The sequence below is a fragment of the Curtobacterium sp. PhB146 genome, assembly GCF_004342995.1.
GTDB lineage: Bacteria > Actinomycetota > Actinomycetes > Actinomycetales > Microbacteriaceae > Curtobacterium.
Map to the genome: position 1 here is coordinate 17,682 of NZ_SMBN01000001.1, position 13,673 is coordinate 31,354.

Consider the following 13,673-nt stretch of genomic DNA (forward strand, 5'->3'; position numbering starts at 1 on the left):
CTCCCGTCCGCCTTCGGGTGCGCGGTCAGGACCCGCTGCGGCCGACCAGGCGCGTGACGGCCGTGAGCGGGATGCCGACCCAGTCGGGTCGGTTCCGGGTCTCGTAGACGACCTCGTAGACGGCCTTGTCGAGCTCGAACGCATCCAGGAGCTCCCGGTGTGCGCCGAGGTCGGTGCCGGTCCCCCGCTGGTACCCGTCGAGGAACCGCACGCGTGCCTCGTCCGCCCAGCCCGCTGCGTCGACCGGTTCCGCGTCGTGCGCCAGGGCTCCGGCGACGTAGTCGAACGACCGGAGCATGCCGGCCACGTCACGGAGCGTGACGTCCGGCAACGAGCGTTCGGCCAGGGGGCGGAGCGGCTCCCCCTCGAAGTCGAGGAAGACCCACCCGCGCGGCTCGGGGGCAGCGAGCACCTGCCCGAGGTGCAGGTCGCCGTGGATGCGCTGCAGGTCCGGCCAGGGCGTCGCCGTCGCCGCCGCGTACACCGCTCGGATCGCGTCTGCGTGCTCGGCGACCGCCGGGGCCTCGCGCGCGGCGGTGTCGAGCCGCTCGTGCATCGTCGCGACGGCGGTCCGTCGTCGCGCCTCGTCGGCGGGCTCGGACGGTAGTGCCTCGGCGAGGGTGCGGTGGACGTCGGCGAGCGCCGCCCCGAGCTGCTCGGCCCGATCGCCGAAGGGCGTGCCGGCGTGCGCTTCCTCGAGGGCCACGCGCCAGGCGTCCTCGAGGCCCGGCAGGAACTCCTGCGCGAACGCGAGGTGACCGGTCGCCGTGCCGCTGCCCTGCCCGACGTCGGGCCAGCTGCCCCGCAGTGCGCCGTAGACCTGGGGGACGCGTGCGCTGCCGGCTGCGGACAACGCGAGCTGCGTCGTGACGTCGGGGTTGTCGCCGTGGTGCAGGACGCGGAACACCTTGATGATGACGCGGGCACCGGACTCGGTGTCGCAGATGACCGAGGTGTTGGACTGCTCGCCGGTCAGGACGCGGGCAGCCGTGACGGTGCCGATGGGGCGGAGGCTCTGCGGGTCCGCGTTGATGCGTGCGGCGAGCGCCGTGATCCACGCGTGGTCGGCGGTGGCGTCGGCGATGGTGCCGTCGGGGCCGCTGGTCACGGGTGACTGGTAGAGGACCGGAGCCGCGGGTGCTGCGGGGGCTTCGTCGAGGACGAGCCGGGTGCCGTCGGCGGTGGAGAGGGTGCGGAGGCGCGGCACGGACCCCTTCGAGGCGTACCACCGGCGGTCGGCGATCCAGGACTCGAGGTCGTGGTCGCTCGCGGCGGTGTCGGTCGGGGCAGTACTGCTCGGGGGTGCGGTGGCGCTCGTGGGTGCGGTGTCGCGGGTGTCGGGTGCGGTGTCGCTGGGGTGGCGGGCTCCGTCGCTCATGCAGCGGACCGTACGCGCCGAGTGCTGGCGAGGTGCCGAGTCCGTCACTCATCCCTGCACAGCTCGCGGTTCTGGGCCGCCCGTCCACAGAACGCGCCTGCGCTCGGACCGCACGGGTGCTGGCGGACGACACTTGCGGACATGCCGAGCCAGCACCCCGCCCCCGACACCGCCCGCACCGATCCCCGCCGGAGCTGGCGGATCCCCGACGACCGCCGACTGCCGGCACTCGAGCCCCTCGCACCCGCCGTCGAACGGCACGAGCCCGTGACGCTCCGCGAGACCGTGTGGGACTCCGACGAGCGCGTGCTCGCGGCCGAAGGGGTGACGCTCACCCGCGCCCAGGACGGTTCCTGGAGCCTCGACCACGGCGACGGCCCGGAACCGGTGGGCGCGGACCTCGATCGACCGAACGGCGAGCAGCCCCCGCGTGACGGGATCGAGGTGTTCCTGCGCGGGCGGGCGATGGCGACGGTCCGCGTCCGGGACACCACGACGACGCTCGTGACCCTGCGCGGCAAGGACGGTCGGGTGCGGGCCGAGATCGCCGACGTCCGCGTGGACGAAGGCGACCCGGACACCTCCGTGCTGCGGTCCGCACGGTGGTGGGCGCTGTCGGACGACGGGCGCGACGGCACCACGGCACGAGCGGCCGAGCGGGCCCTGGACGACGCGGCCACCGAGCCGCCGGCGACCTCGGCGGTCGCGGTCCCGCCAGCACCCGTGCTCGCACCGGAGCGGCGCGGCAACCGGGCGAAGCGACCCCGTTCGGGCACCGCTGCGGCGTTCGTGCTGCGGGTCCTCGAATCGCTGCGCGCCGACCTCGTCGCGGTCGACCCCCGGGTCCGCGCCGACGACCACGAGTCGGTGCACGACTTCCGGAAGGTCATCCGTCGGCTGCGGAGCGTGCTCGCGGCGTACCGCGGGGCGCTCGACCGTGAGGCGACCGAGGCGGTGCGGGCCGCCCTCGCCGAAGCCGGACGGGTCGCCGGTGTCGCCCGCGATGCCGAGGTCCTGCACGGCGGGCTGTTCCGGTCGGCGGCACGGGCCCCCGAGGGCTTCGTCGACGCGCCGACGCTGGACCGGATCGGCGAGCAGGCGGCGGCACTCCGCAGCGCGGCCGCATCGGAACTCCGCCAGGCGCTGCGCTCGGACGACTGGTTCCGCACCCTCGACGCGCTCGACCAGCTGCTGCTCCGCGCCCCGGCCGGACCGCACGCCGACGACGCGGCCGCTGCCTTCGTGGCGAAGCGCATCGACCGCGAGCGCGCTCGGGTCCGACGACTGGTCGACGGTGGGGCGGCGGGCCTCGACGTCCTGCACGAGATCCGGAAGGCGGCACGGCGCCTGCGGTACGCACTGCAGGCAGCCGGTGACGTCGCCGACCTCGGGAAGCGGCGGCTCGGCCGGCTGCGGCGGGTGCAGGAGACGCTCGGTGACGCCCTCGACGCGGCTCACGCGGCAGATGCCTACCGGCGGCTCTCCGGGCCCGCGGCTCGGGACGGCGCCGACACCTTCGGGTACGGGGCGCTGGCGACGGCCGAGCACGCCGTGCTCGAGCGGGGGCTGCGACGTTCGCGGAAGGTGCTCGCCCGACTGTGAGCGCGGCCGGGCGTGAGGCTCGTCGCACTCCTCTGCGAGAATCGCGCACGTGCCCCACTACCTCGAGGACCTCGCCGCCGGACAGACCTTCACGACCCCGGGTCGCACGATCACCGAGGCGGACGTCGTGTCCTTCGCCTCGTGGACGAACGACAACAACCAGGTGCACACCGACGTCGAGTTCGCCGGCAAGACCCGGTACGGCCAGCGGATCGTGCACGGGCTGCTCGGCACCTCGCTCTGCCTGGGGCTGATCGCACGGACCGGGGTGTTCGAGGGGTCGGCCGTGGCACTGCTCGGGATCGACCAGTGGCGGTTCACCGCGCCGGTGTTCATCGGGGACACCGTGACCTGCGAGGTCGAGATCCTGTCGACGCGCCTGACGAGCTCCGGCACGACCGGCATCGTCGAGCGGACGGTCTCACTGCGGAACCAGCGCGGCGACGTCGTGCAGCAGGGACGCATGGACGTGATGGTCCTGACGCGCGACGCCGCGATCGCCTGACGTCGCCCCGAGCACCCACTGAGTTCTCCGGATGGCAATCGTTGCGACGCTCTTTACAACGATGTACCGGCGCGGGAGCATGGACCCATGAGCACGCTCGACGGCACCGTGGCCGCACCTGACACCGCATCCGCTCCCGCACTCCCCCTCGCTTCGCGGCAGGACGGCACCTACCCCCGGCCGCAGATGCTCCGCACCGCGTGGGCTGACCTCGACGGCACGTGGTCCTTCCGGAACGACGGCGACGACACCGCCTGGCGCACCGGGTTCCCCGACGCCCGCGACATCGTCGTGCCGTTCCCGCCCGAGTCGGTCGCCTCGGGCATCGACGAGCCCGGCTTCCACCCGGTGGTCTGGTACTCCCGTGCGGTCACCCGCGCCGACCTCGAGGCCGCCGGTCACGGCACCGCCGCACCCCGACTGGTCCTGCACTTCGGCGCCGTCGACTACTGCGCCCGCGTCTGGATCGACGGCCAGTTCATCGGCGAGCACGAGGGCGGCCACACGCCGTTCTCGTTCGACGTGACCGACGCCCTCGCCACCGACCCCGACGCCGTCCACACCCTGGTCGTCCGCGCCGAGGACGACCCGCACGACCTGACCCAGCCCCGCGGCAAGCAGGACTGGCACGAGGACCCGCACGCCATCTGGTACCGCCGCACCACGGGCATCTGGCAGACCGTGTGGCTCGAAGCCGTGCCGACCGCCTCGATCGAGTACCTGCGTTGGACGAACGTCGACCACGCCACCGTCCGCCTGACGGTCCGGATCGCTGGCGGCCGCACCGGCGGCGAGCGCCTGCGCGTCGTCGCCCGGTGGGACGAGCGCGACGAGCACCTCGCCACCGTCGAGGCCACGCTCGGCGACACCTCGGACGAGTTCGACGTGGTCGTGCCGATCGCGCGCCAGACGAACGGGCAGGCCGAGGACGAACTGCACTGGACCCCGGACGCCCCGCGCCTGGTCGACGCCACGGTCTCGCTCCTCCCCCGTACCGGCACGACGCCGATCGACTCCGTCGCGTCCTACTTCGGGCTCCGCACCGTCGGCGTCGACGGCGGCACCTTCCTGCTGAACGGCCACAGCTACGACGTCCGCAGTGTCCTGAACCAGGGCTACTGGCCGGACTCGCACATCGCCGCGCCGTCGCGCGAAGCACTGCGCCGCGAGGTCGAGCTCATCAAGGAGCTCGGCTTCAACGCCGCCCGCAACCACCAGAAGATCGAGGACCCCCGGTTCCTGTACTGGGCGGACCGGCTCGGCATCCTGGTCTGGGGCGAGGCCCCCGGCGCCTACGCCTTCTCGCCGCGGGCCGTCCAGCGCCTGATGCGCGAGTGGATGGACGCCGTCGAGCGTGATGCCTCGCACCCGTCGATCGTCACGTGGGTGCCGGCGAACGAGAGCTGGGGCGTGCAGCACATCAGCACGGATCCGGCGCAGCAGGCCTACGCACGCTCCTTGGCCGACGTCACGCGGGCGATCGACCCGACGCGTCCGGTGATCTCGAACGACGGTTGGGAGCACACCAACTCCGACATCGTCACGATCCACGACTACGAGGGTGCCGGCGACGCACTCGCCCGCACCTACGCCGACGATGCAGCACGCACGGCGCTGTTCACCCACTTCGGCCCGTCGGACCGCTGGGTGCTCGTGGGTGGCGCGCAGGACCTCGGCCAGCCGTTGATGCTCACCGAGTTCGGTGGCGTGAACTACCAGCCGGGTGCACAGCGCGAGGACGGCTGGGGCTACACCTCGGCCACCGACGGCGACGACTGGGTCACCCGCATCACGGCACTGTACGACGCGATCCGGGCGAGCTCGTTCCTGGCCGGCTCCTGCTACACGCAGCTGACCGACACCATGCAGGAGACGAACGGCCTGCTCAACGCCGACCGCTCCCCGAAGGTCCCGATCGAGCAGATCCGTCGCGCGGTCACCGGTCGCTAGCCGGGAGGCCCGCACTTCGTGAGCAGCGGTGGTCGGGTCCGGTAGACGGACCCGACCACCGCTGCTCACCATGAGGGCAGGTCAGCGCGCGGCCCGACGCACGGCCGCCCGCTGACGCGGGCACGGGCCCTGGTCTGCGAGGATCGGGCGGGTGACGAGCGTGGCGGAGACGAGCCGGGCCTCCCGGTCGGGGGTGCGCAGCCTGCTGACCGGACCCCGCAGCGCGTGGACCGCGCCCCTGCTCATCTGGGCCGCCTCGCGCCTGGTGAGCACGCTGCTGCTCGCCACGATGTACGTGCTGGCGACCGCGAACGGCTGGACGTTCGCGTCGTACCGGCAGGACCCGTCGTTCTTCACCTTCTCCGGATCGTGGGACGCCTCGTTCTACCGGACCATCGCGGAGCACGGGTACCCGGCCACGCTCCCCCTCGACGATGCGGGCCACGTCGCGCCGAACGCCTGGGCGTTCCTGCCGGTGTTCCCGGCCATCGTGCATGCCGTCATGGCCCTGACGGGTGCGTCGTTCTGGGTCGCGGGAGTGCTCGTCGCGACTATCGCCGGCGCCGGGGCCTGCGTCCTGCTGTACCGGCTCGTGCTCGCGGTGGGCTGCTCGCACCGGGCCCGCTGGGCCACCGCACTGTTCGCGTTCGCGCCGACCGGGTTCCTGCTGCAGGTCGCCTACGCCGAGAGCCTGCTGCTCGTGCTGCTGTTCGGAGCGCTGCTGGCGCTGGTCCGACGGCGGTACTGGCTGATCGCGCCGCTCGGGGTGGTCGCGGCGTTCACGAAACCCGGGGTCCTCGCGTTGGCCGTAGCGCTGGCCGTGCACCTGGTCGTCCGGTGGGTCGGGTCCCGCCGGTCTGCTCGACCTGCCGAGGTGTTCCCGTGGCGTGACCGCATCGCGATCGTGGTCTCCGGCCTCGTCGTCGCGGCGGCGGGCCTGGCGTGGCCGGTGATCGCCTCGGCGGCGACCGGGCGGCCGAACGCGTACGTGGACACCGAACTGTCGTGGTGGGTGGGGTTCGTCGGGCGACAGCACTTCGCCCCGCTGACGCCGTGGTTCACGATGGCCTCGACGTGGCTCGGGCCGCTCGGCATCCTGCTCGTGGTGGCGGTGCTCGGCGGTGCGGTGTGGTTCTTCACCCGACGGAGCACCCGCGCGCTCGGCACCGAGGTGCTCGCGTTCACGGCGTCGTACGGGTTGTACCTGGTCGCGGTGTTCCTGCCGCAGCAGTCGTTGCCGCGGCTGCTCATGCCGATGGCGCCGCTGCTCGGGTCGGATGTGTTCGTGCGGACGCGACGGCGGGCGGTGACGTGGCTCGTGGTCGGGGTGTGCCTGCAGCCCGTCGCGATCGTGCTGCTCTGGTTCCTCGGGTACCCCTGAGCGGGCAGGTGCCCTACGCGTCGAACGTGTGGAACCAGGCGGTCCCGCCTGGGTGCTGCACCGTGATCATCTCGTCGAGGTCGCGGTAGGGGCCGTCCTGGTTGTGGCTCGCCGACTTGATGCGGATGGTGCCGTCGGACTCGGTGAAGACCTCGGACACGATGGTGGTGTGGTCCGGCGACCCGTTCGCGTTCCAGTCGTAGAAGACGATGTCGCCGACCTTGACCTTGTCGCGCTCGTCCGAGGAGCGCCGGGTCAGCCCGAACTCCGCGGCGTTCGTCTCGAGCCACGGGTCCATCGTCGGGCAGTACGTCCACGTCGCGCTGTGCTCGGCACCGGCCGCGCGGTTGTACCAGTCGGAGCGCTGCTCCCAGCCGCGGGCGATGAGCGTCTGGCTGACGTAGTTCGCGCAGTCGCCGCCGATCGGGTTCATGGTGCCGTACTCGGACAGGTTGTAGTCCTTCCAGTGCGCCATCGCGTACTGGAGCTGCCGGTCGACGTCGGTCAACGCGGCGTAGGCCATCGACGACGTCGCCACCGCGGTGGACGCATCGGGCACCGGCGCTGCCGTGGGGGTCGGCGTCGCAGTGGCCGAGTCCTGCGTCGCGCCGGTCTGCCCGTCGTTCGCGGCGCTGCCGTTGCCGTCGGACGACTGGTTGGCGGACGGGGTCGGCTCGATCGACTCGGTGAAGAGCGCGACGGCGGCGTCACCGGCGGTGTACATCGCCTGGTGTGGAGCCGTGAAGGTGACCTTCGACTCGGTGGCCGTGACGTCGCGGGCAGCGACCCCGCCGACGGTGACGCCCTTGACCGCGGCGAGACCGGTGCCCGCGACGGTGACCGTGACGCCGCCGAGGAGCGGGACCTGCGCCGGGGTCAGGGACTTCGCGGCGGGCTTCGGGGTGGTCGTGCTCGTGCCGCCCTCGGCGTTGTCGTCCGTGCCGCTGCTGCCACTCTTCTTGCCGGCATCGTCGCTGCCGGACGAGCACGCGGCGACCGCGAGCCCGATCCCGGCGACACCGGCGAGGGACAGGAGTGCGCGGCGGTTCATCGAGGCAGTCATGACACAGTCAGCGTAAGCGACGCACCTGACGTTCCGACACGGCATGATCGTCTCCGGGGGGCGAGCGTCCTCCGTGTCCGCACGGACGCTTTCGAGAGGATCAGCAGACCATGCCCGAGAGCCACGACTTCTTCGTCGCCACCGACCCCGAGACCGCTCGCGGTCAGGTCCGACTCGCCCTCAGCCGCGAGGGCTACACGGTGGACGACGCCGAACAGGGCGCGCTCCGGGCCACCCGCGGCAGCATGGGCCTGACGCTCCTCATCGGCGGTCTCGCGAACGACCGCACCTTCCACACCCGGCTCGACGTGCAGATCATGGTCACCGCGGACGGCCGCACCGTCGCTCGACTGCTGCGCGGCTCCGGCAAGTCCGCGATCAAGGGCGGGGCGATCGGGATCTCGCGTGGCAACCGCGCGTTCGAGCAGGCCGCGAACGCGATCCACACGTCCTTCGCGCAGGCGGGTGTCCTGACGGACAGCTTCGCGAGCTGACGCGGTCGCGTCGCCGGGGCGCGGTGGACGGGTCCACCTGACGGACGGGAGGCCCGTGGCGGGGTCGCGCCGCGCCTCCAGACCGCCACGGGGCCCGTTCGCGTCCGGCTTCCGACAGGACACCCGACGAACGACTCGTGGATCGTCGCGAACCGCGTGCGGCCTCGTCAGGAGCAGGACCAGTTGCGGTCGATCTCCGTCGAGCCGAACGGCGTCTTGTACTGCGTCATCGCGATCGGGCCACCGAGCAGCCGTGCGCCGGAGCATGCTGCCTGCGCCTGGTCGAGACGGCCGTCGCCGATCGCGATCCAGCTCGGCAGGGGCCGGAGCGGGCTCGCGGTCGGGACGGTGCCCATGATCGTGCGGAACTGGTACGAGGTCGAGTACACGCCGATCTGCGTGACACCGCTGCTCTTCAGGGCCGCGACCATGCCCTCGAGCGCCACCCGGTTCTGACCGGTGTCGCTCAGGTGGGACAGGCCGGTCTCGACGTCGAGCCACCAGCGGTACTGCCCCGGGTTGGCGACGCCCCGGGTGTTCGCTGCTTCGTAGGCCCTGGCGTAGCCGTACATGTACGAGCACGCCGACGTCGTCTTCCAGGTCGGCTTCGCGCCGGACTGTGCCGTGCACGTGCCGTACGGGTTCGTCGCGGACTGCCCGTTCGGCGCGGCGTTGGACGTCGGCCAGACCGATGCTGCCGCCGCCCCGGGGTTGGCGAACAGCGCGTAGACCTGCGTCTTCGGCTGCGCGGTGCCGCCGGCTGACGACGCAGCCCAGGACAGCTGCTGCTGCAGGCACGGGTTCGTGGTGTTGCCGAGGCTCGAGTTCACCCCGACGATGCCGAAGGACTGGTCGGTCGGCACGCTCTTGCCGCACTGCGGGTACGAGACGTCCACGCCCGTCCCCGACCCGCTGTTGCCGTTGAGGAAGTACCCCACGACGTCGACGTACACGGTGGCCCTGCCCGCCGACACCTTCGCCTGCACCTGCCCTCCGGACGCCAGCGGCGCGATGAGCGCGTTGCCGATCGTCTGCCCCTTGGCGTAGATCTGCGTGGGCACGCTCGAGGCGAGCCCGGCGCCGACGACGCGGAGTGATCCCCCGACGCTGCCGCCACCGACCTTGGCGTTGATGACGGCCGCGGTTGCGTTGCGCGGGACGCCTGCGGTGCCGGCGACGGTGACCTTCGTCGCGGTGGTGCCCGCGGCGACGGTCGCGGCGCGGACGGGGTGTGCGGACACGAACACGGATCCGTTGGCGTTCGGTGCGTAGTACCCGACGACGTCGGCGAGCACGCGAGCGGACCCGGATGAGACCTTGGCCTGCACGGCGCCGCCGGACAGCCGGACGGTGGTGGTGTTCGCGACGGTGGTGCCCTTGGAGTACATGAGCGAGACGACGCCGGCGTTGTTGCCGTACGGGGTGAGGCGCAGCCGGCCGCTCGTCGCGGGACGGGACACGTCGGCCTGCAGCACGACGGCGGTGGCGTTCGACGGCACGCCCGCCTTGCCCGCGACGACGATGCGCTTGGCGCCGGTGGTGACGGTGCCGTTCAGCACGTTCGTCGGCGCGAGCGGCGTGTAGGTCGACCCGGTGGCGCTGGTGCCGTACCAACCGGCGACGTCGAGGGCGACGGTCGCCTTGCCGGCCGAGACCTTCACCTGGGCCTTGCCGCTGGTGAGTCCGACCGTGGTGGTGCCGGAGATCGGTTGCGCCCTGGCGAAGTTCTGGATGGCGGGGCTGGCGGTGCTGCCGAACGGGGCGACGCTCACGTACGCCGCCGCGCTCGGGGAGGTCACGGTCGCGGTCAGCACGACCGCGGTCGCGTTCGACGGGATGCCGTTGCGGCCGCCGAGCGTGACGGTCGTCAGCTTGCTCGTCGCGGTGCCGGACCAGGCTCGCGCGGGTGCCACGGGCGTGAACCGGCCGGTGGTCGGCGCTGCGGCCGATGCCGGTGCCACCGGGGCGACCACGAGCAGCCCGGCAGTGACGGCGAGCACCGTCCCGATCGATGCGATGGCAGTCCTGAAGCGCAACGTGTTCCCCCGTTCCCCGCGCCCCCTTGGCGCACCGGGAGTCTAGAACGATGCGCTCAGCAACACACCACCCCTGTTCGCGAACTGTGCACGACGACACAGTGACGCGAGCCTGTGGAACACACCGAATGCAGAACGGCCCGGAACCTGTCGGTTCCGGGCCGTTTCGGCATTGCCTTGGTGGAGCTAAGGGGATTCGAACCCCTGACCTTCTCATTGCGAACGAGACGCGCTACCAACTGCGCCATAGCCCCAAGTGCTCGACCACACTAGCACCACCGTTCGGCCGATCCGAAATCGTGGACAGCCGGTCGGGCGAGCCGCGACTCAGACCGCGCGGCGCCGACGCATGATCGCGTCGAGGTCGGCCTGCTGGTACGCGTCGTCGTCCAGGACACCCATGCCGGCCCACTTGCTCGGCGGACCCGTCGGCGCGGTCGGCTCGTCCGGCGTCTCGGCGACGAGCTCCGGTACTGCGGGAGCACGCAGCCCCAGCCGCTCCGCGAGACGCCCCTGGTCGTGGGCGGACAGCGACGCGGCAGCGTCCTCGAGCTCGGGCCGCATGCGTGACACCCGGGCGAGCGACGGGTCGGCCTCGCCCGCTCGGATGGCAGCGGCTTCGGCGTCCGCCTCGGCCTTGGCCTCGGCGACGCGCTCCTTGAGTCGCGCAGCGAGCTCGGCGGACGACTCCGGTGAGGCAGCGGGCGCTGTCGGTCGCTCCACGTACAGCGGCTTCGGCACCCGGTTCGGGGTCCAGCTGCGGTCCTGCGCGGGTTCTGCGGACTGCTCGGTCGTCAGCGGCGGTGCCGGGTCCGTCCACGTGCTCGCAGGCCGGGAGGCACGGGTCGCGCCCGCCTCGGCCGCCGCGACACGGGTCTTCCGTGCCGTCGCCACCTGGTGCAGCTGGGCGAGGACCGCTGCGGACCCACCCGCGGCGAGGAGCCCCGCGACACCGACGAGCCACAGGGCGGGCGCTGCGACGAAGACGACGAGCGCGACGACGACGCCGAGCGTGCCGAACAGGGTGGCTCCGAGCCGGGAGCGTCGCATGCGCATCGCGGTCAGTGCGGGCACCGACGACGCACGCTCGAGGACGGGGGCCTGCTCGGCGAGCCGGCGGGTGATCTCGCGCTGGCGTGCGGCCTCGTGGGCACGGACGATGGCGGTTCGCTTGGCCTCTTCGGACCGGGCGACGCGCTGCGCCTCGGCCAGGGACTTCGCGTTCATCTCGACACGGACCTCGTCGGGCAGTTCAGCGGTCTGCGCCAGGATCCGCAGGGTCTGCTGCAGCCGGATCGCGTTGCGTTCGGTGGCGAGGTACTGGCGTCGGGCGGCCCACGACGGCATCAGGTAGACGAGCCAGAGGACGGCCGCGACGAGCAGGACGATGCCGCCACCCCACGAGCCGATTCCTGCCATGGGGACACGGTAGGGGCGGGGGTATCCCCGTCGCGTGATTGCGGAACGCGTGTTGCGCGTGTCGCGGCGGAATCCGTGGGACGTGCCACGGGCCTCCCGTCAGAGACGCGGCGTGGTGGTGATCGGCAGCGCCGCTTCGTCACGGGCCGCGAGCGGCACGGCACCGAGGCCGGGTGGCACCTGCCCGCGGACCCAGCGCTCGAGGACGCCCTCGCGGACCTCTTCGGCGACGAGCGCGAAGCAGAAGTGGTCGCGCCAGTCTCCGTTGATGTGGATGTACCGGCGGCGCAGCCCTTCGTACCGGAAGCCCAGCTTCTCGACGACGCGCAGCGACGGGGCGTTCTCGGGCCGGATGCAGATCTCGATGCGGTGCACGCCGACCGCGCGGAAGCAGTGGTCGACGGCCAGGGCGACCGAGATCGGGGTCACGTTGTGTCCGGCGGCGTCCTCGACGACCCAGTAGCCGATCGAGGCACTGGCCAGCGACCCGTAGGTGATGCCGGAGACGTTCAGCTGCCCGACGAACCGGCCGTCGAGTTCCATCGCGAACGGCAGTCCGAGTCCCGCGCGGGCGTTGGCCTGGAGCGCGCGGATGCTGCCGCGGACGTCGGTGGAGACGTGTCCTGAGGGGTTCGTGGCCTCCCAGGTGCGGAGCCACGAACGGTTGGACGCCAGCGCGAGGTCGAGGTCGCGCGTGTCACGGAGCCGGAGGGGCCGGATGGTGACCCGCCCGTGGGACAGGGTCGGGATCGTCGTCATCGCTTGGTTCCTCCGGGATCCCGCCGCTGTGCGGGACGGGGTGTCCCGCCCGGGTCCGTGTGCACGGTCCCGGGCGGGATGGCCGACTCATTCGCCCGCGTTGAACTCCTTCAGCCACGACTTGAGGTCGGGGCCGAGGTCTTCGCGGTCCGAGGCGAGCTGCACGATCGCCTTGATGTAGTCGAGTTTGTCACCGGTGTCGTACCGGCGTCCACGGAACACGACGCCGTACACGCCGCCGGTCCACTCCTCGGCGCTCGCCATCTTCATGAGCGCGTCGGTGAGCTGGATCTCGCCGCCCTTGCCGGGCTCCTGCTTCTCGAGGACGTCGAAGACCTCGGGGCGGATGACGTAGCGGCCGATGATGGCCAGGTTCGAGGGCGCCTCGCCCTGCGGGGGCTTCTCGACGAGCCCGGTGATCTTCACGACGTCGTCGGTGTCGGTCGGCTCGACCGTGGCGATGCCGTACAGGTGGGTCTGCGACTCGGGAACCTCGAGCAGCGCCACGATCGTGGCGTTCTTCTCGCCCTGGACCTCGATCATGCGCTTGAGCAGCGGGTCGCGGGCGTCGATGATGTCGTCGCCGAGGAGCACGGCGAACGGCTCGCGGCCGACGTGCATCTTCGCGCGGAGCACCGCGTGGCCGAGGCCGAGCGGGTCGCCCTGACGCACGTAGTGCATGTCGGCGAGGTCCGTCGACTGGTTGACCTTCTGCAGCTTCTCGTGGTCACCCTTCTTCTTGAGGGTCTCCTCGAGCTCCGACACGTGGTCGAAGTGGTTCTCGAGTGCGTTCTTGTTGCGGCCCGTGATCATCAGGACGTCGGTGAGTCCTGCGTCGACAGCCTCTTCCACCACGTACTGGATGGCTGGCTTGTCGACGACGGGGAGCATCTCCTTCGGCATCGCCTTGGTCGCGGGGAGGAAGCGAGTGCCCAGCCCTGCCGCTGGGATCACCGCCTTGGAAATCTGGAAGCCCATGCCCCAGACCGTATCCGATCCGGGTTTCCGGGGCATGTCATCGCTACTGGGGACACGGCATCAGCGCGTTTCCCGGCGGGAAGCCGCAACGGATGCGCTCGGTAGACT

Annotated in this window: 11 protein-coding genes and 1 tRNA gene; 5 read left to right on the forward strand and 7 right to left on the reverse strand. The window is 71.8% G+C overall.

Going from position 1 to position 13,673, the window contains the following annotated elements; genetic code table 11:
- Nucleotides 1–25 precede the first annotated feature (25 nt).
- Nucleotides 26–1,378, reverse strand: a complete 1,353-nt coding sequence (locus EDF33_RS00090) for a phosphotransferase (RefSeq protein ID WP_131877381.1) — start codon at nt 1,376–1,378, stop codon at nt 26–28.
- A 141-nt stretch (nt 1,379–1,519) separates the two neighbouring features.
- Between EDF33_RS00090 and EDF33_RS00095 the strand changes: the two genes are divergently transcribed.
- The 4 genes from EDF33_RS00095 (at nt 1,520) to EDF33_RS00110 (ending at nt 6,816) form a co-directional block, all read left to right on the forward strand.
- The gene (locus tag EDF33_RS00095; RefSeq protein WP_132099015.1) at nt 1,520–2,980 is read left to right on the forward strand and encodes a CHAD domain-containing protein; all 1,461 of its coding nucleotides are present in this window, start codon (nt 1,520–1,522) and stop codon (nt 2,978–2,980) included.
- A 49-nt stretch (nt 2,981–3,029) separates the two neighbouring features.
- A complete protein-coding gene (locus EDF33_RS00100) occupies nt 3,030–3,485 on the forward strand; it encodes a MaoC/PaaZ C-terminal domain-containing protein (protein ID WP_132099016.1) in 456 nt (151 codons plus the stop codon).
- Nucleotides 3,486–3,572: 87 nt separating this feature from the next.
- Nucleotides 3,573–5,435 (forward strand): glycoside hydrolase family 2 TIM barrel-domain containing protein, encoded by a 1,863-nt coding sequence (locus EDF33_RS00105; protein WP_132099017.1) that lies wholly within the window; start codon nt 3,573–3,575, stop codon nt 5,433–5,435.
- Between the two features lie 151 nt (nt 5,436–5,586).
- Nucleotides 5,587–6,816, forward strand: coding sequence for a hypothetical protein (locus EDF33_RS00110; RefSeq protein WP_207906610.1), 1,230 nt, complete (start codon nt 5,587–5,589; stop codon nt 6,814–6,816).
- 13 nt (nt 6,817–6,829) lie between these two features.
- Here the strand turns inward: EDF33_RS00110 and EDF33_RS00115 are convergent, their stop codons facing one another.
- Complete coding sequence (locus tag EDF33_RS00115) at nt 6,830–7,879, reverse strand: amidase domain-containing protein (RefSeq protein WP_243692316.1); 1,050 nt, start codon at nt 7,877–7,879, stop codon at nt 6,830–6,832.
- 110 nt (nt 7,880–7,989) lie between these two features.
- Here EDF33_RS00115 and EDF33_RS00120 point away from each other — a divergent pair, with 110 nt between their 5' ends.
- Nucleotides 7,990–8,373, forward strand: a complete 384-nt coding sequence (locus tag EDF33_RS00120) for a hypothetical protein (RefSeq protein WP_123293366.1) — start codon at nt 7,990–7,992, stop codon at nt 8,371–8,373.
- Between the two features lie 167 nt (nt 8,374–8,540).
- On the opposite strand, the gene EDF33_RS00125 is transcribed toward EDF33_RS00120, so the two are convergent.
- The 5 genes from EDF33_RS00125 to galU form a co-directional block, all read right to left on the reverse strand.
- Nucleotides 8,541–10,373, reverse strand: a complete 1,833-nt coding sequence (locus EDF33_RS00125; RefSeq protein ID WP_132099018.1) for a hypothetical protein — start codon at nt 10,371–10,373, stop codon at nt 8,541–8,543.
- Between the two features lie 214 nt (nt 10,374–10,587).
- Nucleotides 10,588–10,663 (reverse strand) — tRNA-Ala (locus EDF33_RS00130).
- Between the two features lie 73 nt (nt 10,664–10,736).
- Nucleotides 10,737–11,828 (reverse strand): hypothetical protein, encoded by a 1,092-nt coding sequence (locus tag EDF33_RS00135; RefSeq protein WP_132099019.1) that lies wholly within the window; start codon nt 11,826–11,828, stop codon nt 10,737–10,739.
- A 99-nt stretch (nt 11,829–11,927) separates the two neighbouring features.
- Nucleotides 11,928–12,587 (reverse strand): GNAT family protein, encoded by a 660-nt coding sequence (locus EDF33_RS00140; RefSeq protein WP_111086296.1) that lies wholly within the window; start codon nt 12,585–12,587, stop codon nt 11,928–11,930.
- A gap of 87 nt (nt 12,588–12,674) precedes the next feature.
- Complete coding sequence (gene galU, locus EDF33_RS00145) at nt 12,675–13,565, reverse strand: UTP--glucose-1-phosphate uridylyltransferase GalU (RefSeq protein WP_111086297.1); 891 nt, start codon at nt 13,563–13,565, stop codon at nt 12,675–12,677.
- Nucleotides 13,566–13,673: the final 108 nt, after the last annotated feature.

Bases quoted from the DNA above. Each gene is read 5' to 3' on its own strand.
- EDF33_RS00090 (WP_131877381.1), bottom strand. From the start codon at position 1,378: ATGAGCGACGGAGCCCGCCACCCCAGCGACACCGCACCCGACACCCGC.
- EDF33_RS00095 (WP_132099015.1), top strand. From the start codon at position 1,520: ATGCCGAGCCAGCACCCCGCCCCCGACACCGCCCGCACCGATCCCCGC.
- EDF33_RS00105 (WP_132099017.1), top strand. From the start codon at position 3,573: ATGAGCACGCTCGACGGCACCGTGGCCGCACCTGACACCGCATCCGCT.
- EDF33_RS00115 (WP_243692316.1), bottom strand. From the start codon at position 7,879: ATGACTGCCTCGATGAACCGCCGCGCACTCCTGTCCCTCGCCGGTGTC.
- EDF33_RS00120 (WP_123293366.1), top strand. From the start codon at position 7,990: ATGCCCGAGAGCCACGACTTCTTCGTCGCCACCGACCCCGAGACCGCT.
- EDF33_RS00135 (WP_132099019.1), bottom strand. From the start codon at position 11,828: ATGGCAGGAATCGGCTCGTGGGGTGGCGGCATCGTCCTGCTCGTCGCG.
- EDF33_RS00140 (WP_111086296.1), bottom strand. From the start codon at position 12,587: ATGACGACGATCCCGACCCTGTCCCACGGGCGGGTCACCATCCGGCCC.
- galU (WP_111086297.1), bottom strand. From the start codon at position 13,565: ATGGGCTTCCAGATTTCCAAGGCGGTGATCCCAGCGGCAGGGCTGGGC.